General features: G+C 46.8%; 23 protein-coding genes. 2 read left to right on the top strand and 21 right to left on the bottom strand.

The features are described from left to right. Nucleotides 1–685 precede the first annotated feature (685 nt). The 17 genes from ACFQI7_RS36560 to ACFQI7_RS36480 form a co-directional block, all read right to left on the bottom strand. A complete protein-coding gene (locus ACFQI7_RS36560; protein ID WP_218103081.1) occupies nucleotides 686–1,351 on the bottom strand; it encodes a DUF998 domain-containing protein in 666 nt (221 codons plus the stop codon). After that, complete coding sequence (locus ACFQI7_RS36555; protein ID WP_218103082.1) at nucleotides 1,344–1,775, bottom strand: hypothetical protein; 432 nt, start codon at nucleotides 1,773–1,775, stop codon at nucleotides 1,344–1,346. Before ACFQI7_RS36555 ends, ACFQI7_RS36560 begins: the two co-directional genes overlap by 8 nt. A gap of 13 nt (nucleotides 1,776–1,788) precedes the next feature. Continuing rightward, a complete protein-coding gene (locus ACFQI7_RS36550; RefSeq protein ID WP_230415701.1) occupies nucleotides 1,789–3,096 on the bottom strand; it encodes an alpha/beta fold hydrolase in 1,308 nt (435 codons plus the stop codon). Nucleotides 3,097–3,198: 102 nt separating this feature from the next. Continuing rightward, nucleotides 3,199–3,519 (bottom strand): ArsR/SmtB family transcription factor, encoded by a 321-nt coding sequence (locus ACFQI7_RS36545; RefSeq protein WP_190932085.1) that lies wholly within the window; start codon nucleotides 3,517–3,519, stop codon nucleotides 3,199–3,201. 342 nt (nucleotides 3,520–3,861) lie between these two features. Then, nucleotides 3,862–4,338, bottom strand: a complete 477-nt coding sequence (locus ACFQI7_RS36540; RefSeq protein WP_218103083.1) for a DUF1579 family protein — start codon at nucleotides 4,336–4,338, stop codon at nucleotides 3,862–3,864. Nucleotides 4,339–5,044: 706 nt separating this feature from the next. Further along, a complete protein-coding gene (locus ACFQI7_RS36535; RefSeq protein WP_218103084.1) occupies nucleotides 5,045–5,737 on the bottom strand; it encodes a DUF3888 domain-containing protein in 693 nt (230 codons plus the stop codon). Nucleotides 5,738–6,583: 846 nt separating this feature from the next. Next, nucleotides 6,584–7,060: a VOC family protein gene (locus ACFQI7_RS36530; RefSeq protein WP_218103085.1), complete on the bottom strand. Its 477-nt coding sequence runs from the start codon at nucleotides 7,058–7,060 to the stop codon at nucleotides 6,584–6,586. A gap of 56 nt (nucleotides 7,061–7,116) precedes the next feature. Continuing rightward, a complete protein-coding gene (locus tag ACFQI7_RS36525) occupies nucleotides 7,117–7,623 on the bottom strand; it encodes an SRPBCC family protein (RefSeq protein ID WP_218103086.1) in 507 nt (168 codons plus the stop codon). Next, the gene (locus tag ACFQI7_RS36520) at nucleotides 7,620–7,973 is read right to left on the bottom strand and encodes an ArsR/SmtB family transcription factor (RefSeq protein WP_218103087.1); all 354 of its coding nucleotides are present in this window, start codon (nucleotides 7,971–7,973) and stop codon (nucleotides 7,620–7,622) included. Before ACFQI7_RS36520 ends, ACFQI7_RS36525 begins: the two co-directional genes overlap by 4 nt. Nucleotides 7,974–8,300: 327 nt before the next feature. Beyond that, entirely contained in the window at nucleotides 8,301–8,435 is a 135-nt protein-coding gene (locus ACFQI7_RS36515; protein ID WP_268966866.1) for a hypothetical protein, read from the bottom strand. A gap of 292 nt (nucleotides 8,436–8,727) precedes the next feature. Beyond that, entirely contained in the window at nucleotides 8,728–10,275 is a 1,548-nt protein-coding gene (locus ACFQI7_RS36510) for a multicopper oxidase family protein (RefSeq protein WP_218103088.1), read from the bottom strand. A 55-nt stretch (nucleotides 10,276–10,330) separates the two neighbouring features. Next, nucleotides 10,331–11,290 carry an NADP-dependent oxidoreductase gene (locus ACFQI7_RS36505; RefSeq protein WP_218103089.1) on the bottom strand — a complete coding sequence of 320 codons (960 nt, stop codon included), beginning with the start codon at nucleotides 11,288–11,290 and terminating at the stop codon, nucleotides 10,331–10,333. 34 nt (nucleotides 11,291–11,324) lie between these two features. Continuing rightward, the gene (locus ACFQI7_RS36500) at nucleotides 11,325–11,948 is read right to left on the bottom strand and encodes an NAD(P)-dependent oxidoreductase (RefSeq protein ID WP_218103090.1); all 624 of its coding nucleotides are present in this window, start codon (nucleotides 11,946–11,948) and stop codon (nucleotides 11,325–11,327) included. 23 nt (nucleotides 11,949–11,971) lie between these two features. Continuing rightward, a complete protein-coding gene (locus ACFQI7_RS36495; RefSeq protein WP_218103091.1) occupies nucleotides 11,972–12,337 on the bottom strand; it encodes a cupredoxin domain-containing protein in 366 nt (121 codons plus the stop codon). A gap of 307 nt (nucleotides 12,338–12,644) precedes the next feature. Further along, on the bottom strand, nucleotides 12,645–13,091 hold the full coding sequence (locus ACFQI7_RS36490; RefSeq protein WP_218103092.1) for a DUF6220 domain-containing protein: 447 nt from the start codon (nucleotides 13,089–13,091) through the stop codon (nucleotides 12,645–12,647). Nucleotides 13,092–13,126: 35 nt separating this feature from the next. After that, complete coding sequence (locus ACFQI7_RS36485) at nucleotides 13,127–13,462, bottom strand: TipAS antibiotic-recognition domain-containing protein (RefSeq protein WP_218103093.1); 336 nt, start codon at nucleotides 13,460–13,462, stop codon at nucleotides 13,127–13,129. Nucleotides 13,463–13,497: 35 nt separating this feature from the next. Continuing rightward, a complete protein-coding gene (locus ACFQI7_RS36480; RefSeq protein WP_218103094.1) occupies nucleotides 13,498–13,695 on the bottom strand; it encodes a cation transporter in 198 nt (65 codons plus the stop codon). Nucleotides 13,696–13,902: 207 nt separating this feature from the next. Between ACFQI7_RS36480 and ACFQI7_RS36475 the strand changes: the two genes are divergently transcribed. Both ACFQI7_RS36475 and ACFQI7_RS36470 read left to right on the top strand, forming a co-directional pair. Further along, nucleotides 13,903–14,589 (top strand): response regulator transcription factor, encoded by a 687-nt coding sequence (locus tag ACFQI7_RS36475; protein ID WP_218103095.1) that lies wholly within the window; start codon nucleotides 13,903–13,905, stop codon nucleotides 14,587–14,589. Between the two features lie 32 nt (nucleotides 14,590–14,621). After that, entirely contained in the window at nucleotides 14,622–15,725 is a 1,104-nt protein-coding gene (locus tag ACFQI7_RS36470) for a sensor histidine kinase (RefSeq protein WP_230415703.1), read from the top strand. Nucleotides 15,726–15,837: 112 nt separating this feature from the next. Here ACFQI7_RS36470 and fabZ read toward each other — a convergent pair whose 3' ends face one another. The 4 genes from fabZ to ACFQI7_RS36450 form a co-directional block, all read right to left on the bottom strand. Then, nucleotides 15,838–16,266, bottom strand: a complete 429-nt coding sequence (gene fabZ / locus ACFQI7_RS36465) for a 3-hydroxyacyl-ACP dehydratase FabZ (RefSeq protein WP_218103097.1) — start codon at nucleotides 16,264–16,266, stop codon at nucleotides 15,838–15,840. 343 nt (nucleotides 16,267–16,609) lie between these two features. Beyond that, nucleotides 16,610–16,828 carry a GrpB family protein gene (locus tag ACFQI7_RS36460; protein WP_218103098.1) on the bottom strand — a complete coding sequence of 73 codons (219 nt, stop codon included), beginning with the start codon at nucleotides 16,826–16,828 and terminating at the stop codon, nucleotides 16,610–16,612. 10 nt (nucleotides 16,829–16,838) lie between these two features. Then, on the bottom strand, nucleotides 16,839–20,408 hold the full coding sequence (locus ACFQI7_RS36455; RefSeq protein WP_218103099.1) for a DNA polymerase III subunit alpha: 3,570 nt from the start codon (nucleotides 20,406–20,408) through the stop codon (nucleotides 16,839–16,841). A gap of 876 nt (nucleotides 20,409–21,284) precedes the next feature. Continuing rightward, on the bottom strand, nucleotides 21,285–21,478 hold a 194-nt coding region (locus tag ACFQI7_RS36450; protein WP_377518524.1), incomplete at its 5' end, for a PASTA domain-containing protein.

Raw genomic sequence — 21,478 nt, 5'->3', positions numbered from 1 at the left:
GCTTAAATCTGTTGCAATTTTAATATCTGATTCGTCAGCAGAAATATCGTTTACATTAAATGGACCGATCGTATCATCAAAAAAAATGGGATATATAATAAACGCAAAAATACTTAAGCAAATCAGGCCCGCGATCAATATAGCAAATAAGATTATTTTCATTCAACACCTGCTCTGCGTATTGTTTAGGATTAAATCCGTTTGATCACCCTTTTGTTTTATAGCTCGCTCACATACCATATTAGTACAAAAATGGTATTTCTTCCACACTCCCTAATTCCAGGTAGTACATGTATAAAATTTTATTTTGTATGCATGTCAAAAAGAGCTGCCTCGGCAGCTCCTTGACATTTATATAGAATCCTTCGTTGAACTTTCGTTTCCCGTTAGTTGAATCCCGACTTTGAAAAATACTTCCTTCCCTTTGAATCGTTCCGCACTATTTTTGAGCCTGTTTACGCTTTTAGACGATTATGTCTTGTCTAGGGGAAAACATTCGGGGATACTCCCGACTGAATTGTGAAGGACTTTCATAACCAACTCGAAATGCAGCCATTCCTAACATCCTTCCTTCCGCATACTATAATTGAACTGAGTATTTGACCTATTCAGACGTAAACCGGCTGCAAGCGCAGTGCAACCGGTTTACGATAATACGTTACATGTATTTTTTTCTGCTGCCATACTACTTATTAGAAGCTCCCAACTTGACAGCATGAATCCCCACAATGATTAGCCACGCAATGTCGGCCAAGATTAAGAATCGTCCAAACAAACCGGCCAAAACCTCAGGCCCAAATTGCCCATCTTGCGGAATTTGAATCACAAATACGAGCATCGCGACGATTGCAATAACCGAACTGGTGAGCAACACTCTCTTCATAGGTCTCCAAGCATCAAGTCGACATAACGAAAGACTAATCAACAATGCGGCTACTGGCGTATAGTCCAGCATCGCTCCAATAGAGTGCATGCTACCGCTAAACGTTGCATCATCCAGACTAACGGAGATGGGATCGGTCACGAAGATTGCCGCGATTATAACGCCAATTGCACTGATTCCTAGAATGACAAGTCCTATGTACCCCGTAACCGTACGAATATGCGGGAAAATCGTAATCGCCACACTGATTTGAGCAACAGCCAGCAATCCAAAAGCCAGGTGCATCATCCAACCATAATTGCCAAGAGCATATTCGCTGATAAAACGCCACGTCGGATCAAATTCAGGCTGCAGCAGATGTAGACTACAAAGGAGAAGCACGAACAATGCACCTGAGAGGATCGACGCAAGCGCGAATCTGGAGGCCGTCACCGTCAAAGGTTTTGCCATGACCAATTGCTTAGCCAATGCCCATCCCTCCTTCTTGCGAGACTCTCGTCATCGTCGATTCATAACCTCCCCCGCCGGGATAATGCCACGACCCCGCATTGGAATTGCCATCTGAACTGAATGTCCCTTTAAAGTAAGAAGACGATCCTTTGTCTCCAGCCCAAATGACGAGCGAATCCCCATCCAATTCATACACATAATCGAAGGTATTGCCCAGCGTATCGTAATAACGAGACCTAATATCTTTGCTCGCGCTTTCTCCGAAGGGTTTTAAATGCCCAATCAACTCGATCCCTTTCACTTCTTGTCCATTTCGGGAAAGATGAACGCGTTGAATCAAAAAGTGCCCGCCTTCCATCCACTCGTAGGTTACCGTTCCTTCTGCTCCGCCGCTGATTTGCCAAGTACCGACTAGTCGATCCAGCGTTTGAAGATTCGTCATACTCCCATTCTCCTTATCGTTCAAAATCTACTACGGCTTTTGCCACCACATCAGGAGACATAATAACTGCAGAATGGTCTTGGCCGGCGAGTGAACGGGTATTAGCCTTTGGTAGAAGATCGGCAAGCGCGCGTGCCGCGTCATGGAAAAGCGGTTCGCTGTTTTCCCCTGTCATAATCAAAGTAGGGATGGCTATGTTCCATCTGCCGGACGGCAGCGGGTTCCCGGATTGCGTCGTTCCCATAATCACTCCATCGTAAGCAAGCGTATGTGCCAAGGACTCCATTTTGTTCCAGGAAGGATCGGCCTTCATGTAGCCGATGTATTCTCCAGGAATGCCCAGAGCCTCAGATGCGAAATATTCCACTGCTTCAGATCTCTTCCCGGCTTCGACTAACGAATTCAAACGTTCTACGTAGTCAACAGGCACAGGCTTACGACTGTCGTTGATGATGAACGGCGGTTCGTACAAATAGAGCTTGGCGACTGAATCCCCTAGCAAGTTTGCCGCCTCAAGCGCCAACACAGCTCCGGACGAGCTTCCGAACAGGTAAGCTTGACCGCCGGCGGCTGCAATTAAAGCCTCAATATCTTCCACTTCTCGTGCGGTTTCGTAGGGCGCGGTATCCGTACTACGTCCACGTCCGCGGCGATCGTAATTGTATACGGTGAAATTTGCCGACAAGTGCTCGGCTAACGGTGAAGCATCCTTATGGTCAGCCGCTGCCGATGAAACCATGATGAGGGCTGGACCGGTCCCTTGTCTGGTATAAGCAATCTGTGTCCCATCTTTTGAGATAACGGTCTCCATCGTTTCATTGCCTCCCATTAAGGTCTCTAAGTATTCTTCCAGTCGATCATAGGCATCGGTGAACCCTTCAATCATGCCCATTGCTTCTGCGTTGTCCAATTGTTCGTTGGTAGCGAATCGCGTCACGATGCTAATCCGCGTTCCTTCGCTTTTTTCCTCGAACAACACTGTCGTGTACATTTCACTGTCCGAAACCACATTCCACTCGCTGTCAGCAAAAGTGTCTGTGTATACCAGTTTGTGCGGTGCCTCTACTTCTTCATATACGGCTCTGCAATAGGCCTCTTCGCCGCTATTGTCAACCGCTTTGAGACTATACCGCCAAACTCCGCCTGGCCGCACATCCATTTCATATACGGTTGTCGTCCAGCCTTTTGGCCCCCACCATTTTGTAATATGTTTAGGCTCCGTCCAGCCTTCCCATGCAAGCTGGGCAGGCATCGCAACATTACGTTCGACAGTGAGTTCTCTACGCTCGCGATTTTTACGAATGGTTGTTTTTCTTTTCATCTACAGTCATCCTTTTCAGGTAGTTTTCAAGGGAATCCAGCCTCTTGTTCCAGACGTCGCGGTAATTCAACATGTAGCTCGCGATAAAACTGTTGATACCTGTCATAAATCCTCCTTCTTCTTGTAATCCTGCATATACTCTTCAAAATTGTCGAGACGTTCTTCCCATAGAATGCTGAAGGAATCAAACCATTCATCCAGCTCCTGAAACGGCCCGGCTTCGAGGCTGTATATTCGCAGCTGTGCTTTGCTGCGTGAGCGCACCATCCCGGCCTCGCTCAAGATGCGCAAATGACGGGATACGTGCGGCTGGCTGATGCCAAGGGCTTGGACGATTTCTCCAACCGATTTGGGCCCATTTCTTAGCAACTCAACGATGTTGAATCGATTGGGTTCGGCAAGAGTAAGTAATGTTAACTGCATGGTTGATGATCTCATGACCTTAATATATACCGACATGTATATACATGTCAATGCATATACAAGAGTTAACTTTCACTTTTTAGGGATAACTAGGGTACTTCTGATTTGAAGATAATAGACCATGCAGTAAGCAAAAAAAAACCAGACCTCACGAGGTTTGGTTTTTCCATAGTTGACATGGAGGCGAGGGGAGTCGTCTCCTGCTATATGCAAACATGTGTTTTATTAAACTATCGTTCCCAGTTAGTCAAACGATACAAGCAGGGAACTTCAGATTCTTACTTGTTTGTGTTTAGTTCTCATATTAAGCCCTGAGACTTTATAAGTTTTGGTGATTTTCAGCTAAACGACTTTTGTCAACTTGATATCCATCCAAGGTATCCAACTGTCATCGTCGCCCGACAGCTCCCAACTGCCGGTTAAGGTGTTGCTGTCATTACTAAACATACCTGTAAAGCGCTCCGATTTTCCTGCAATGGTCCAGACTGCATCGAGCAAATTTGCTTGGTACGTGCCGACGCTGCCTCGGTTGTCATACGAGTGCGTGAAATACGTCTGGCTTGCAGTATCATAACCTATGATCTCGATGGTCCTAACCTCTTCGTTCCCCATATAGCCATCCACGTGGTGAATAAGGAAAAACCGACCAGGCAGCCATTCATAGATATCAGTTGCCTTCAACTTGGCAGCCGGCCCCGACGGGCTCGCCTTAATCAGTCCTTCCGTATTCCATTTGCCTACGAATACACTCAGGCGATTGAGCGCAGGATCCGGTTTGGGCGGATCGTGTGGAGCAAGGGAAGCATCCTTTTCTGACATTAATTAAGTTCCTCCTTCATCATCAGTGCGGTTGCCACACTGCATGAATGAATGAAAATTTACTACTTTTATTCTATCATGATACAGGTGATGTGGTTTCTTATCGATTGCTATTTTCGGAAGTCGAATCACCTCTCTCCGGACATCAACACGCGCCTCACCACAGGTAGTCCTTATATAGTCATCAAGGTTGTCATTTATCCCGATTTCTCAAATTCCATCGCGTCATTTTTATCAGTTTTTTACCCTGTTACTCGTTGTGGTATTAAGCTAATCTGCCATCTAGCTTAATGAGGCCGTCTGATTGATCCCACGGCGGCCTCACTGTAAGCAACTTCGTACTTCGTTTGCGTAGCTATCTTACTTTGTTTATAAAAGATTGGATAACACATACGATTATAGTGATACCACATGTTATAAAGAGAGCAAAACCCAAGTAACGGAAAATGGGTTCGACTTTATCAATAATATCCCTCCAAAAGAAGAAACTCGGTATAGGCATTAGAAGCAAAGTGCTACCGACAACAAATCCATAAAAGTTTATCCGTGGAGCATCTCTGCTCAATATACTGCCTCCTCCCAAGTTACCTTCCCTTATAAGACGAAGTTGGAAAAATATTGTTGTATTAAACAGCCCGTTGTTGAGAAATTCCACGCTAACATAATTGGCATTGGATCGGTTCCAGCGTCGCGCTATCGTTCTCCGTTATTTCAAAAGATTTTGGTAATTGGAGAGGAAATCATCCTTATCGGGTCCTCTAAGATGTTCAAAATTTTTAAGCTCAACTCCAGTCGGTGAGATCCGATATGTAAGTACATCTTCGCCGACAGGTATATGAGGACCGACTATTGGTTGAGCGTCTATTGTTATTAAAAAATCAAAACCACGGAAAGCAGCTACCCTTTCAACACTCTTCACATTTACATAATCTGGATGAATAACTGGTGGTACTGAAATTACATCTGCATATACCTCAGCAAGCTTCTCTTGCATATGCGGAAGTAGACTTATGACAACCATATCTTGCAGTTGCAGTTCCCTTGAGACCACAAGTGGCTTATTACCAGCTGCATTTGAAGTTTGCTCTGAAAGAGCCTCTTCAGCAACATAGTGAACATCTATTTTATGTTTGTTATCCGTCTCAGGAGAGGCTTGTGTGTATTTTACAAGAGCACCACTGCTCTCAGCGAATAAACGAAGAGGCACATATGCCTTGTTATTATAGTTAAGTACCTCTTCACCTTCCTGTGGTTGTACTTCTTTGGAGAGTCCGTTAGCAAGGAAAAAAGTAATTTTACTTGGAAAGATTGTTGCTTCTATTATACTCGAAGCAAATACAGAAGTTGTTGCCATTAAGAAGGCACCACACAACACACCTGCAATAAAATGTTTCTTCAATTCGTCCTCTCCTTTCAAATGTAAATTCTTCTATCCTATTGACGAAGCCAATGTACTGTTTGTTCAAAACACGTATAAATTAAATACCGCCAACATACATGAGATTCAAGGGAATGGAAAGTTGCGTTATTCTGCCCGTAACTTCAATGAAACAGGGAGCAGCTCACTGCGGCAAACTGCTGCCTGTTTCGATTCAACTATCGTTCTCCTTTAACATTCCTGTAGGTGGTAACAGATTCAATTTGCAGAAAAAAGAACACCTCGCTAGGATGAGTTTGTACTGGGCTGCAGACCTCAGAACTCACCTTAGGAGGCATTCGGAAATTACAGAAGATGCACGGCATGATAAGGCCCAGCCTCCATTAGCAGCTTAAAAACTAAACTTGCAACCCAGACACGTAGATTGGCTCTTTCGCAGGATTTCACAAAGAAAGCACGGAGTACCGAGATTTTTACGCTTTAGGGCTTAGACCCGTTCCGTTAACGTTGTTCGGACTCCACACCTTGGATAGATAGGACGAAGGAATGTGAGGGCATAAACCCGTCGAGATTTGGGAGAGTGAATCCCAAGGACCTTGTGGAGAGAGGCATGCAGTATATTTTGTAATGGAAGATGTTGTAAATTTGTTGACACCTTATGTTCCCGCATGAGCTTAAACGTGACTTCTTGGCCCACATTATCCACTCATTGAAACTCCGATTTAAACATACATTTGAAATCCTGCGAATGAGCGAGCATTCGTGAGAAAATCCTTATTCTCTGAGGGAGCTTAATACCTCTCAATGTGTATAGTTGAACTTTACTGCGTAGCTTGCTGCGATTCACCCAACGGTCAAGCCCCCCGCTTATTTCTCGTAAGCTTGCTTCAATGCCCGGATATCGATTTTATCCATTTGCATCATTGCTTCCGTGACGTTTTTTGCTTTTCGGGCATCCTTGTCTGCCAGCAACTCACTGAGGATCATGGGAACGATCTGCCACGACAAGCCGAATTTGTCCTTCAGCCATCCGCACCGGCCGGGTTCTCCTCCATCAGCGGTGAGCTTATCCCACAGCTCATCGACTTCCTCCTGCGTCGTGCAGTTCACGAAGAACGAAACAGCCTCGTTGAATTTGAAGTGCGGACCGGCGTTTAACGCCATGAACCGTTGCCCCTCCAGCTCGAAAGTTGCGGACATCAACGTCCCTTTTGGAAACGGCGCTCCATCTCCATAACGGGTGACGTTCAACGTTCTTCCATTTTTGAACACCGAGTTATAGAAATTGATGGCTTCCTCCGCGTTATCATTGAACCACAAGAATGGAGTAATTTTGTTTTGCATGAACTTTTCCTCCCCTTAGTTATCCAAATTTTTGACTTTTTAAATTCTTTCGTTTTTTAACGATGAAGTGAACCGATGATTGAGGCGAACTTGTCGAGTGACTGATTCATGCCCATGACGGCGTATTTGGACATTTGGCCCATCGTCCAGTTGTATTCGATTATCGTCAGTTCCGTCTTGGTATCGCTTAGTGCTTTAAATTCCATAATGAACTGAACCTCTTTCGGAAAATCAGGGGGCATGCCCACGTCTGCCGGGTCGATCGGGATACCATCCGCGTCGGACAAGCTCTGCGTAAATTCAAGACGTTCCTCGGGCACAATCTTCGTATAAATACCAGTGTTGTAGTAAACTTGACCCCCTTGCTCTAACGGCGCCTGCATGCAGAATAAATACTTGCCGCCAACGCGAAAATCAATTTCGCATCGCGGTGAGGTGTAATGAGCTGGCCCCCACCAGAGTGCTACCAGCTTAGGATCCGTCCATCCTTTCCAGACCCACGCGATAGGAAGGTCTAATATTCGAGTGATCACAAGTTCTTGCGTATTCGAATTTTGGTTCATTGGGATTCCTCCGAATCATTTGGGGTTTTGGCAGCTTTCGCTATTTCTGCTTTCATTACGGCCTCGAATGTATCTAAGCGCCGGCTCCATCGACGTCTCATGTTCCTGGACCAATCCTCGAATTCGACCATTGTCTCCGTGTTGATGCGATAAATGCGTTGCTGCGCCCTTTTTTCCACAAGGATCAATTTCGCCTCAAGTAAAATCTTCAAATGTTGGGAGATCGCTTGCGGGCTGACTTCGAATTGATCGTGGATCTGAGATGCGGAGAACTCTTCATTGTCGGCAAGCATCTCCAGGATGCGGCGACGCGTTGGATCTGCCAATGCGGAAAAAATATCGTTAGGCATACAGCTTGTTCCATTCCCCTCCTTCCTGATTACCGGTCTTGATTGTGATCTTCGTTTTGATTTCGTAGTGTGACTTAGTTTTATTTGTTGACTTCATATTAAACCATTTTCTTTATAAAGTAAATGGTTTAATAATTATTTCCTAGTTACGGCTTTCATCTCTTTCCTTGAGCGTTCCGCACTTGTAAGACAACTCCCCAAATGTTGAATATAACTGCCAATTAGCGCAACGACGGCAGCCGAACATTGGCCGGCTGCCGTCGTGTCATGATTGAGCTATCGTTCTCCGTTAGTCAAGCGCACGTCACGTTTAGATATCAAATTATTTTATCTCAACATGTTTTCATCTCCATGATGAGCGATTTGTGTTAGACCCCAAGGCTTATTACCTTCTTTGTAATACGTAGCGAAATAAGTTTTATCGGTTTCGATCAAATTCCAGACCATCAGTTCTTCAATCATGATTTTTATCACTCCCTCTATTGTCGAGTTGTTTGGAACGAACAACCTACACTAAAGAGCATAAACACCATTGTTATAAAGGTAATTCTTTTCATAACCCCCCCCATATATTACGTATCCAGGGCTTGGAATGTCGCTTAAAACTGATCGTTACTTCAACGAATATCAAAGAGGAGCTGTCCTTTACGGTAGCTCCACACTATCGTATCCGTAATAATACCGACTTAATGTCCATAGCTGTGTGATACATTGTCTATGAACATGAGTACGACCATTACCACAAGATATAATGTCAATCCGGAAAATTGCCCGAAGTTTTCCCAACGCTGTAAGGCGTGGTTATGCCTTCGTAATTCACCATCATATCCATTCCATTGGCTGCGTGTCCAAGAATATGGCAGTGTATCATCCAAATTCCAGGATTATTAGCGAGAAAGGCGATATCATAACTTTCTTTCGGGGGAACGGTTATGGTACTTAACGTGATCGGACTGCCTGTAAGCGGCTGTCCGTTATGGGCTATAACTTGAAAAGAATGGCCGTGCAGATGCATAGGATGATCATCAACTTCCGATTCGTTCTTTAGATGCATTTTTACGAGGTCTCCCGTTTTTACCATCACCATAGGAGTATCCGGGAAGGTCTTGCCGTTAATCGTAAATCTCATTGTGAAGCGGCCGTTGAAAAAACCGGGCTTATTCCCTAAAGTAAGGGAATGTGCTGCTGTAAATTTCGAGTTTAATGAGATTACATTAGGGCCATCTGGAAGCGGACTCCCATACGTATCCGTATTGAACAATGCCATTTGCGCCAACTGATGCATATCGGCGGCAGGAAGTGCACCTTTACCGATCGTCGCCTTCAACGCTTGGTTCTTCGCTTCGGATGAAGGGGTGAAGAACCATCTCTTGACCAGATTCGATGATTTCACGGGTTTGTCCACGTTGAGCAGTTGGACAGCGCCGCTTTCCGGCATTTTGAATTCCAAGTCGTACCTTTGCCCGGAACCTATCACAAACGGAAGACCGTCCAAATCCGTTGGCTTATTTATCTCATATGCATCCATAGCGACGATTTTGTAAGGGGTGCCGGCCAATGCCATACGGTAAGTGGAATCGCCGCTGTTTATCAATCGCAATCGTACTAACTCACCCGGTTCGGCTTCGTAGTGCTGTCCGGTGCTTGTTCCATCGATGGTAAAGGTGTTGTCATCCCATTGGTGCAGAATAGAGACGATCTCTCTGTCATATACAATCGATTGCTGTTTCGGTTCGACAATAAGCGCGCCAAATAGCCCCTTGCCGGTCTGTATTTCACTTTGTTGGTGGGAGTGGTACCAATAAGTCCCCGGATGTCGGGCGATAAAATTATATGTGTACTCTCCGCCCGTAGGAATGGCATCCTGCGTTACGCCTGCAACTCCATCCTCGGCATTTGGCAGTTCCACTCCATGCCAATGAATAGTGACACCGGCCGTAAGTTGATTTTTCACATGAACGATCAACCGATCCCCTTCTTGCACACGGATTTCCGGCCCGGGTGCTATTCCGTTAAAGGTCCACGCTCTTAGCTTTTTCCCATCCCCAATATCCAGTTCTTTCTCCTCGGCCGTCAGTTCAAATGTCTTAACTGGGGCATCGGATGCAGCTTCTTTAAGTGTGGCAACACTAATTCCATCCATATGGCTCAAATGCCCCATTCCACCCATCCCGTGGCTCATAGATCCCATATTCATGCTCGCGGGATGAACAGAGGATTTGGCCAGCGTATAAACACTTCCTCCGCCTAACGCTATTAAAACGAATAATATGTTAAGAAACATTTTCGAGCGTTTTCGCATGACAACACTTACCCCTTCACGTATTGTAAGCCCTATAGCGTAACGTCTTACTTATTCAGATAGAATTCACGCTTAATAAAATTCTTCCGCGACCATGTCTGGCTTCGCTCTTCTCATGCGCTCGATTTACTTCCCCTAAAGGATAGATATGATCAATCGCCGGTTTTATCGTTCCTTCGGCGATGAATTGAGCTATCGTCAGCCGGTTCTCATAAGTCGGAATTTTCGTGTTGAATTTGGCTGTGACGCCGTACTCCTTTGCTTTCTCCAATGATGGAGGCCCGGCCAACGCGACCAGAATTCCGCCCCGTTTTAAAACGGACCATGACCTGCTCTGTGTATCTCCTCCTACACAATCGACGACAAGATCTACATTATTCACGGTTTTTTCAAACGGAGTCGCGGTATAATCGATGACTTGATCCGCACCCAGCGATTTTACGAAATCCAGATTAGCTGTTGAGGCTGTGCCAATAACCGTTGCTCCCCTCCACTTGGCCAACTGAACAGCGAATTGCCCAACCCCACCGGCCGCGGCATGAATAAGCACCGTTTGGCCGGCTTCCAACTCCCCTTCGCTAAATAAAGCTTTCCAAGCCGTATCTACCCCTCCCCAGATCGCTGCCGCGCTCTCAAAAGTCATATTTTCGGACATATGTGCAAGGAACCGGTTTGGATTCGCTTTATTTTGAATGGCAACAATGCCATACTCCGCGTATGCCCCATTCAAAGCACCAAAAACGCGATCGCCTGCTCGAAATTCGGTTACCCCCGCACCCACGGACTCGACGATTCCGGAAGCGGCTATACCCGGCGTATAGGGGAATGTGACAGGATTTATCTGCTTCATTAATCCTTTTCGAATCCTCCAGTCAAGCGGAATGACCGCTGCATAAACGATGCGGACAAGCACCTCGCCAGCCACAGGATGAGGTCGTTCAACTTTTTCTATTTGCAATACATTTGGACCACCGTATTCATGAACCCGTACAGCTTTCATCAAAGCATTGGACATGATCTGTATCTCCTCTTTTTTTTCAATGATCGAATCACTTATTTTGTCCCCATGTAACGTTAATAATAGATTTGCTTGCGTATTGATTGGTCACGGTGTCCAGAAGGACCGAAGCCAAGTCCGCCCTGCAAATTTCGTACGGGCCGGATTCGAATTCATGCTCGCCCGTTTGAAGCCGCACGTTTCCAGTTGCCGGTTTATCATGCAATCTTGTAGCACGAACAATCGTCCAGTCCGTTTTGCTGGCTATGATTAATTGATCTGCGGCGAACCTGTCCGCCAAAGAATGACGCAGTAACCATTGGAAAAACGGGGTGATCACTCTAGGCCGCGTAGACCCTAGCAAGTAAGAACTCACACAGACCAAGCGACATACGCTTGATTCATACATCGCTTGAATGAGGTTGCCGGTAATTTCAGCCGCTACTGGAAGCCGTCTGTCCCCCACAATGGCAATAACAGCATCCTGATTTTCTAACGCATTTCTTAGATCGGATACATGGAGGGCATCCCCTGCCACTATGTTTTTCAAACCAGTAACGTTCTCCAACAGTTGCGGTCTTCGTGTGAACGCCGTCAATTCATCTCCACGACGAATCCCCCGTTGGAGAACATACATACCGGTACGGCCAGTGGAACCTAAGACTGCAATTTTCAAAAGCGATTCCTCCAATCCATTCGTTATTCAACGATAATCGTGCCGACCATATCGGAGTGCCCATTTCCGCAAAATATCGAACAAACATAATCGAACTTTCCAATTCGGTCTGCAGTGAAAGTGACTGTTTCGTTACCTTTGATGTCTTTATCGTAGCCCTCAATATGAATAGCATGGATGCCCTGGCTGTTCTTCAGCGTAATGCTAACGATATCGTCCTTCTTCAGTTTGATTTCCTTTTGATCGAACTCGAAGTTTTTTGCGTTAATCGTGATCGTTTTGTCCACTTTACCCGGCGAGGCTGCTTTCTGTCCTTCTTTGCTCCCGCATCCTGTTACAATCGCCGATATAGCAAAAACGAAGCCAACGGGTAGCATCCACCTTTTCATGATTTTTGTCCCCCTGGAATTTAAAATGCCAAATCTGTTTTTTACCCGAAATTTTCGAATTGTTCGGTTACAGTCCATGGGCAAAGATCAAAAGAACAACAATGCCCATTATTCCATATAGTGCAATGATTTTCGTCCGAAATTTTTGCATTCCCCTTCCATCCGATTTCGCAACGAAGGTAAGGGTTATGGCGGAAACAATCAGGAATAAAAAGATCACAATATAATCGAATATTGGATGAAACATCTTTTCCCCCATTCCTGTTGAAACGCTCACTTCTATGCGGAAGCTTTGTTCCCGGTTTCCTTATATTGCTTTCGTGATGGCACGAGTTCTCCGTGCGATGGACATGGTTTCCACGAGCAGTATAACCGCAATTACCGGATGAAGAGCGGATAAATATCCAATTCCCGATGGTAAATTCGCACAGACCGCGATCACAATAACAAGACCGATCAAACCTGCACTACGCAGGCGAAGAGAAAGCGGCAACCGAGCGACGAAAGAAACAACGAACATCAGGATCGGAACAATGATCAGCACTCTGGCAAATCCCATATGACTGGACCATTGGGCCTGATTCCAAAACAGCGCGAGACCGGCTAGAAACACCTGGATCAAAATGCAAGTCGCAAATATCCATACCATAGCTTTAAAAACCGAACGCGCTCCAAGAGTAAGTGGCGAAAGATTGGATATTTCCATCGCGTGATCCCTTTTTGGTTCACTGCGGTTTACAGAGAGGTTGCTCATTTTAGAATCCCCGCTTTCAACAGAATCAGATCTTTTTATATACAAGACTTGGCTATTTGAATATATCGATAGAGCTTCAAATCGATCCCATGGTCCGGTTGGGTCGGATTCTCCCTATGGAATCGCTCAATCGCTTGCTCGACTTCAAGATCTTTCTCGTTAAATAGGCTCTGTAGTTCCCCAAGCCGTTTGGCTAACGATACGATCTCTTCGTTATCAGAAGGGACACCCTGTTCGAGTCCCTGGCTCAATCTGTCAATCAATTCATTCGATTCTAATCGAAATGCCTTTAGTTGATCCGGCGTGTATTGCGCCATCTTCTTCATCATCCCCGCCTGCTGCTCCGGTGTGAAATATTCCCATGCGCCCATATCCATCTCTCCCTTTCAACTCAAATGGCGTTACTCTACACGTTATATCCGAGGTCTTTTATCGCTTTTTTGATATGATCCAGCAGAATTCTGCTTCCGTCATACTGAATGGTTACGGAATTGGAGGATAAGTCCACCACCCCCTCGGCACCTAGTTCAAACAGTGCTTTTTCAATCGACATCACACATAATCCGCAGCTCATTCCGTTCACTTGCAAAGTTACGTTTTCCATGAAACCAATCCTCCCGTTTAAATATTCATTCTTATTCTTCGCGGCTATTCACTCCTTTCTCGATTAGCTTACAAAACAAATGTCGAGAACTTATGCAGTTTTTCCTCTCTTTGTGTGGATTTCTTCAAGAACCTGTTAAAGCACGGTATAATTTCAGTATGCGGTATATAAAGGAAAGCAGACTAAAAATGGAAAGAAGTGAATGGAATGGAACCGAAATTGTTGGTTGTGGAGGACGAAGAGGGCATGTTGGAGGAGATGCAGACCTATCTGCAACGGGAAGGGTTCCGGGTATTGACCGCCCGTACCGGTATAGAAGCGCTCACAATGACCCGGTCCGAACGGCCTGATCTTGTCGTGCTTGATTGGATGCTCCCGGGGAAAAGCGGCATCGACGTATGCCGCGAAATACGGCAAACCTCGCATTGCGGCATTATTATGGTTACGGCCCGATCGGACGAATCGGATAAAATCGTTGGTCTGGAGATCGGTGCGGATGATTATTTGACAAAGCCTTTCAGCTTGCGAGAGCTCGCTTCGCGCATCCGTGCTTTGCTTCGCCGCCTGCGAGGACCCGAAGACATGACTACGTACTTGGAAAGAGACAACTTGATCATATCCGAGGCCAAATGTCAGGTATTTAAAGATGGTCAGGAAATCCAACTGACACCGACCGAATTTAAAATTTTGTACACGCTCGCCGTGCGTCCAGGAATCGTCTTCAGCCGCCTGCAATTATTAAAGGTCGCACTTGAAGACGAGTATAAGGGATATGAACGGACGATGGATTCGCACATCCGAAATCTGCGCCGAAAGCTGGAAGACGATACAGCCAATCCCCGGTATATTCAGACGGTATATGGTTTCGGATACCGCTTTGGTGAACGATCATGAAGTTGACGGTACGCCAAAAAATATTTGCCTATATGGGACTGCTCGTTCTTATTATTGGCGTCTCTCATGCCGCAACCAATCAGGTATATATGAACTTTTTGTTCGACCAATTTCGTACGGAAGAAATCGGTGCGACTTATATGAACGCAACGCCTAGTGAACAAATTGAAATCTTGAAAACATACATTACAGATAAGATGAAGTGGATTGGGCCTGAAAAAGGAGCCTTTATCCTCGCAATCGGACTGTTCTTCAGCTTATGGATCTCGGGAGTGCTGACGCTCCCGCTTAGAAAGCTGATGGCCGCAATCGAACGCGTTGCGCAGGGGGATCTGGATGTGAACGTACCTGTGCAGTCCAAAGATGAATACGGAAAAGTCATTCAGACATTCAACGACATGACGCTTCGCCTGCGGGAAGCTGAGGACGCCCGAAGACGGTTGGTGGCGGATGTCGCTCACGAGCTTCGAACACCGCTGTCTATCATGCAGCTAAAATTGGAAAACGCCCAACAGTCCGGCCAAAGTGGCTCTCCGGAAATGTTGCTTAGACTTCATGACGAAGTGATTCGCCTAAACCTGCTGGTGGAGGACCTTCATGTCTTGTCGTTAGCGGAGGCGGGGAGGCTGTCATTGGATCGCAAAACGCTAGATCTGACAAAGAAACTCGAACAAATCGTGGACGATGTGAAAATGGAGGCTGAGGAGAACGGACTGGATATTCGTTTCACTTCCAATGCAAGGTCAGTGATCGTGAAAGCCGATGCGGGACGGCTCACTCAGGTTTTCATCAATTTGATAACGAATGCCATTCGTTATACGCCAAAAGGCGGGAATATCTCAGTCGTAATAGAAGACAAGGTCATGGATCGAGATGCAAACTATGCATGCGTCTCGATCATTGACAACGGAATTGGTATCCCGGCGGAAGAACTCCCTCACCTGTTCGACCGTTTCTATCGCGTAGAAAAAGCCCGTTCGCGGCATACAGGCGGAACAGGGCTCGGATTGTCCATCGCCCATCAATTTGTCAAAGCCCACGGAGGGTTCATCCGCATAGCCAGTCAGCATGAGCAAGGTTCAGTATTTACCGTTTATTTACCTATTGAAGGCGAACAGACGGGGAGTACCTCATAAAAAGCGAGCTATATAAGTTGTACAAACGACCTTCCAATAAGGCCGCCCGATCAACTCGCGGCGGCTTCATTATGCATTTTCTGCGCTATCATTCTCCGAGGGAGTTCAAAACCTAAATCGAACTAAATGCAACCATTATTACAGCTTCACATACTAATTCATTATTTACCGTAGCGACGCCTTTTCCTTTGACGATCTGTCCCTTAGTTCGAATTATATCGAATACAAGAAGGAGTTGATCTCCTGGTTTTACTTGTCGTTTAAAACGACAAGTATCAATGCCAGTCAATAAACCTATTTTTTGATTGCTGCTCTCTCCATTGGACATAGCGATACCACCGACCTGTGCCAGTGCTTCTACAATTAAGACTCCAGGCATAATGGGATAGCCGGGGAAATGACCAAGAAAATAAGGTTCATTGATTGTTACATTTTTAATTCCAACAGCTCTTTTCCCCTCATTAACTTCCAAGATTCTATCGACCAGAAGAAATGGATTTCGATGTGGAATAATCTCTTTAATTCTTGCAATATCAAGCATATATTGCCTCCATTGATCTGTTTACTACCATTTTATCGCCATTTGGTAAAAATGACCATAAAATAGTTCAACAATACCCTGTGTTAAATTGATCTGCCCTTTACTTCGACTAACATCAAGAAGGAGCTGTCCTTTCGGCAGCTCCACGCTATCGTTCCCCGTTACTTCAATGGTGTCTCGATTTTCCGGGCAAAATATGGTCCACACCATCCGGTGCACGCGGCATTACTGAGCATGAAAGTTACTCTGTTCATAAATGAGCCAATTAAAAGAAGAAGGTGATCATAATTTAATGGAATCATTATTTTATCTTTATTAGATCTGATCCACTGAACCCTGTACTTTATATCAATATGATCGGCTTGGCCCCAAGTCCCTGAACAGAAGTGCTTCCAATAAGTTCATGTTTTTCGAGATCATATGGTCTTTGAGCTTTGCAAATTCCTTGATTCATGCCGATCAGTGTTTCACTGAACATCCTGCTATCGACGTTCGGGTTTGATGGTAGGACTTTGACTTTATACGGTGCAAAAATCGATTTTTCAAACAGCTTTTTGGCCAAATAATCCCACTTATTTTACTTTAACGGATTGCGGTCCGAGCAGCGCCTCAATCGCTTGAACCAGCTGTGGAGACGGCTTGATGCTGTACTGCTCGCTTAAGCTTAAGGAATGCTTGCTCCGCTCGTAGAAAAGAATGACGCCGAGTGGACCCTTGTGCTGCTGAAGCAGCTGTTTCAGCTTGCTCAGACTTTGCGTGCTTTCGTGAGCAGCGTCGATCCTCAAGAAAACACACGGCCTCGAGTCGGCGGCTGGGCGCGACATTGGTGCGGTGCGCCAGCGCAGCGCGGTCTCACGCGCACTGGGCTCGTCCAACGGCGCAAGGCGGTCGGCCAGCAGCTTGACGCCAGCATCTTGCAGCTGCAGCTTGCCGCGAATGAGCATGAGGCGCTCCTTCTGTACATGACTTCCATATTGTTTCCAGATTTCCGGAAAAATGACGACCTTTACCTTTTCGATGCGATCCTCCACCTCCACGAATGCCATGGCCTGACCTTTTTGGGTCAGGATGTTTTTGCAGTCTACGATCAGTCCCGCCACGATCACCTCGCTTAAATCCGGCTCTTCTGCCAGCTGATGAAGCGGCATGGCTTCGAGCTCGTGCAGTAGCGGTTCATAAGCGTCGAGAGGATGGCCGGAAATAAACATACCGAGCAGTTCACGTTCCAGGGCGAGCTTCTGAAGCTGGGTATACGGAGCGACGTCGGGATATTCGATCGTCCAATTCACCTCCTCGGTCAAGCCTAACAAGTGCAGTTGTAGTTCCTCTCGCTCCTTTTTCCATTTAAGCACCGCCTCAATCATCCGTTCCAGTACGGCCAACAACTGCGCCCGGTGGCCAGGTAGAGAATCGAACGCCCCTCCCAAAATCAAGGATTCGATCACCCTTTTGTTGCACACCCGCAAATCCACCCTTCGGCAAAAATCGAGCAAATCTTCATAAGGTGCGTCATTCCGTTCACGGATTATAGCTTCGATCGCCTGCGTTCCGACGTTTTTGATCGCGGCAAGCCCAAAGCGTATCGCACCTGCGCCGGTATCTTCGTTAAGAGATTCCGCGTTCAAGCCGACGTTCTGCTCTTCGCTGCTCCTTGGCAAATAGACAGGAGCAAACGCCTCTATACTTTCGTTCACGTCGGGCGGCAGCACCGCAATCTTCATGCGCCGACATTCATCGACGTATTCGGCCACCTTGCGATGGCTGCCCATGACGGACGCCAGCGTCGCCGCCATGAATGGCACGGGATAGTGCGCCTTTAGCCAAGCCGTACGAAAGGTCACGACAGCATAGGCCGTTGCGTGCGCACGTGCAAAGCCGTAGTCGGCGAAGCGCACGATCATGTCGTATACCTTGTTGGCGTCAGCCTCGCTGTAGCCCTCCCGCAAGCTGCCGCGGATAAAGTGGGCGCGTTCCTCGTTCAGCACCTCGCGCTTCTTTTTTCTAACGGCGCGCAGCAGCAAGTCGGCCTCGCCGAGGCTGAATCCCGCCATCTTGGCGGTAATATGCATGATCTGCTCCTGATAGAGGATAATCCCATACGTATCGCGCAAAATCGGCTCCAGCGACGGATGGGGATACTCCGTCTCAATCTCCCCGTGCTTGGCCTTAATATACTTGGGGATAAATTCCATCGGTCCCGGCCGGTACAATGCGCCGACGGAAATAATGTCCTCAAACTTCGACGGCTTCATTTCTTTCAGCAGCCGTCGGTAGCCGGCCGACTCCAACTGGAATACAGCCGCCGTGTCGCCGCGGCACAGCATCGCATACGTGGCCGGATCGTCCTCCGGCAGCTTCCGCAAATCGATCTCGATGCCGCCCCAATCCCGAATCCAGCGCAATGTACGCTCGATTATCGAGAGCATGCGCACACCGAGAAAATCCATCTTCAGTAATCCGATCGCTTCCAGATGCTCCATCGAATATTGCGTCAAAGCGGTCCCCTCCACCCCCTCTTGGAGCGGCACGTACCGGGTAAGCGGTTCGCGGGAAATAACGACGCCCGACGCATGCGTGGATGCGTGACGGGGCAACCCTTCGACCCGCATCGCCATGTCGAGCAGTTCTGCGGTTTTGGGTTGCTTGGCTGCCAGCGCCTTCAGCTCGGGATTGACCGTAAGCGCCTCCTGCAGCGTGATCCCGAGATGGCCGGTGATCATTCTGGCGGCTCTGTCAACATCGTTATAGGGCAAGTTCATTACCCTGCCAACATCGCGCAATGCGGCCTTCGCTGCCATCGTACCAAACGTGATGATCTGCGCGACATGGTCTTTGCCGTATTTTTCCGTGACGTAAGCGATCACCTCTTCCCTACGCAGGTCGTCGAAATCGATGTCGATATCCGGCATCGATACCCGCTCCGGGTTTAGGAAGCGCTCGAACAACAGGCCGTACCGGATCGGATCAACATCGGTGATGTTCAGCGTGTAAGCGACGAGACTTCCGGCAGACGAGCCCCGACCCGGCCCGGTGGCGATACCGCGCTCATGAGCGAAGCGGATAAAATCCCAGACGATCAGAAAATAGTCGGAGTACCCCATTTTTTCAATGACCGTAAGCTCGTACTGTAGTCTTTCCTCTATCATCCGCCGATTAGAAGCATCGACTGTAACGCCACTATCATCCTCGTGACGTCCATCCCAGCTCCAACCGTACCGAGCGGCAAGCCCCTGCCGGCACAATTCCACCAAAAACCCTCCGGCGGTTAACCCTTCTGGTATCGGCCGGAATTCAGGCAAAATCGAGCGGCCGAATTCCAGCTTCAGATCGCAGCGGTCCGCCACGACAGCTGTGTTGGCCAAAGCCTCAGGGACGTGAGCGAACAGCCTTCGCATTTCTTCACCGCTTTTCAGGTACAATTGATCGGTCGTAAAACGCAGCCTGTCAGTATCATCCACCGTCTTTCCGGTGCCGATGCAAATCAGCACATCATGGACCGCTTGATCCGACGCCTTAATATAGTGAACATCGTTCGTGACGATTAATCGGATTCCGGTTTCCCTGCTCAACGCAATCATGTCGCGCATCACTTTCTTTTGCTCGGTCAGCCCGTGATCCTGCAGCTCCAGAAAGAAATCGTCGCCGAATATATTCCGATACCTTTCTGCGGCCAGCTTCGCTTCCGCGCGCCTTGCATGAAGTAGATGCTGAGAGATCTCCCCCCCAAGGCAGGAGCTTAAGCAAATCAAGCCTTCGGCATATTCCGCCAATCGCTCGGCATCTATACGCGGTTTGTAGTGAAAGCCCTCCAAATGGCCGATCGAGATCAGTTTCATTAAATTTTGATAGCCCGTTTCATTTTTGGCAAGCAGAATTAAATGATAAACCGGCTGATTCTGCCGGCTTCCTTTGTCGCGTATCGAGCCTGCCGTAAAGTATACCTCACAGCCTATGATCGGTTTGATTCCCCGCTCCGTACACGCCTTGTAGAAGGGTACCGCTCCATACATGACGCCGTGATCGGTCAGCGCAAGCGACGTCATGCCAAGCTCGGCCGCATGGGCGGCCAAATCTTCGATCCGGGCCGCCCCGTCCAGCAAACTGTATTCACTATGCACGTGCAGGTGCACAAAACGTTCCATGCATACTCATCCCTATCTTATTTTCATCATTTTATCATAATGCTTATGTCGATAAGCCTTTTCGGTATGTTCGGTGATAACGGTTAACCCATTGCTCATCACACTCTTTCCCAAAATAATTACCGTGATTGTTAAATTTATCCATTTCTATTTTATCGTACGTATGTTCGATAGTAAATATGTAACAGGAATAAAATACAACAAAATCATTTTTTAAGTCTCCTTCTATTAGGTTACGGAAAAGTCCATTTTCCTGCCAATCCGTATTAGCGTAAACTGTGCGTTACTTCAATAAAACAGGGAACAGTTGCCGGCCGCGGCAATCTGTTCCCTGTTATTTAACTATAGTTCCGTGATATCGTAATTACTGTCTATATTTTAAGTTCTCTTGGATTTTTTTGTTTTCTATACTGTTAAATAGCAAGTAGTGTATTAATGACGCCAGTAAACAGTGTACAAATCATAGGAAAGATTTGTATGAAAGTCGGATCCTGATTACCATCCCCTACAGGACCCACCTTTGGTTGCGATGCATCCCAATACTAAAAATACCAAGGGGGGAACGATACATACTGCTTAACAGAACAAGTAAAAACCATACCTATTCAGCTGATCACCCCATTTTTATGTTTTCATCACCTAGAATGATAATACCACATATTGGAACTAAACTGCCCGTTAACATTCCTGTAGGCGTTAATAGATTCATTTGCAGAAAAAGAGACGCCCCACTAGGATGAGTATGTATGTACTGGGTTGTAGCCCTCAGAACTCACACCTAGGAGGCGTATCAAATAATTAATAAAACAAGTTGCTGCATTTTTTTCTTTGTCTGTGGTGTTACAAGCCTTATGGCCGCCGCCTTTTGCCGCCGATCTACTTTCCTTTGCTCATCCAGAACGTGATGCGGTCGCCATTTTTCACGGCATTACCGGGAGTAAGGTCTTGCTTGAACACGACCCCTTTGTCGGCGGCATTCGATTCCAGGTAAAACTGATATCGAAGCCCAGAGGCAATTGCTATCTTTTCGGCATCCTCCCTTGTATGAGCGACCAAATCCGGGACAATAC

It is taken from the genome of Paenibacillus allorhizosphaerae, assembly GCF_042659105.1.
In the GTDB taxonomy this organism is placed as follows: Bacteria; Bacillota; Bacilli; order Paenibacillales; family NBRC-103111; genus Paenibacillus_G; species Paenibacillus_G allorhizosphaerae.
Note: the sequence above shows the minus strand (reverse complement) of the source record. Positions and strands in the feature narration are given on the sequence as shown.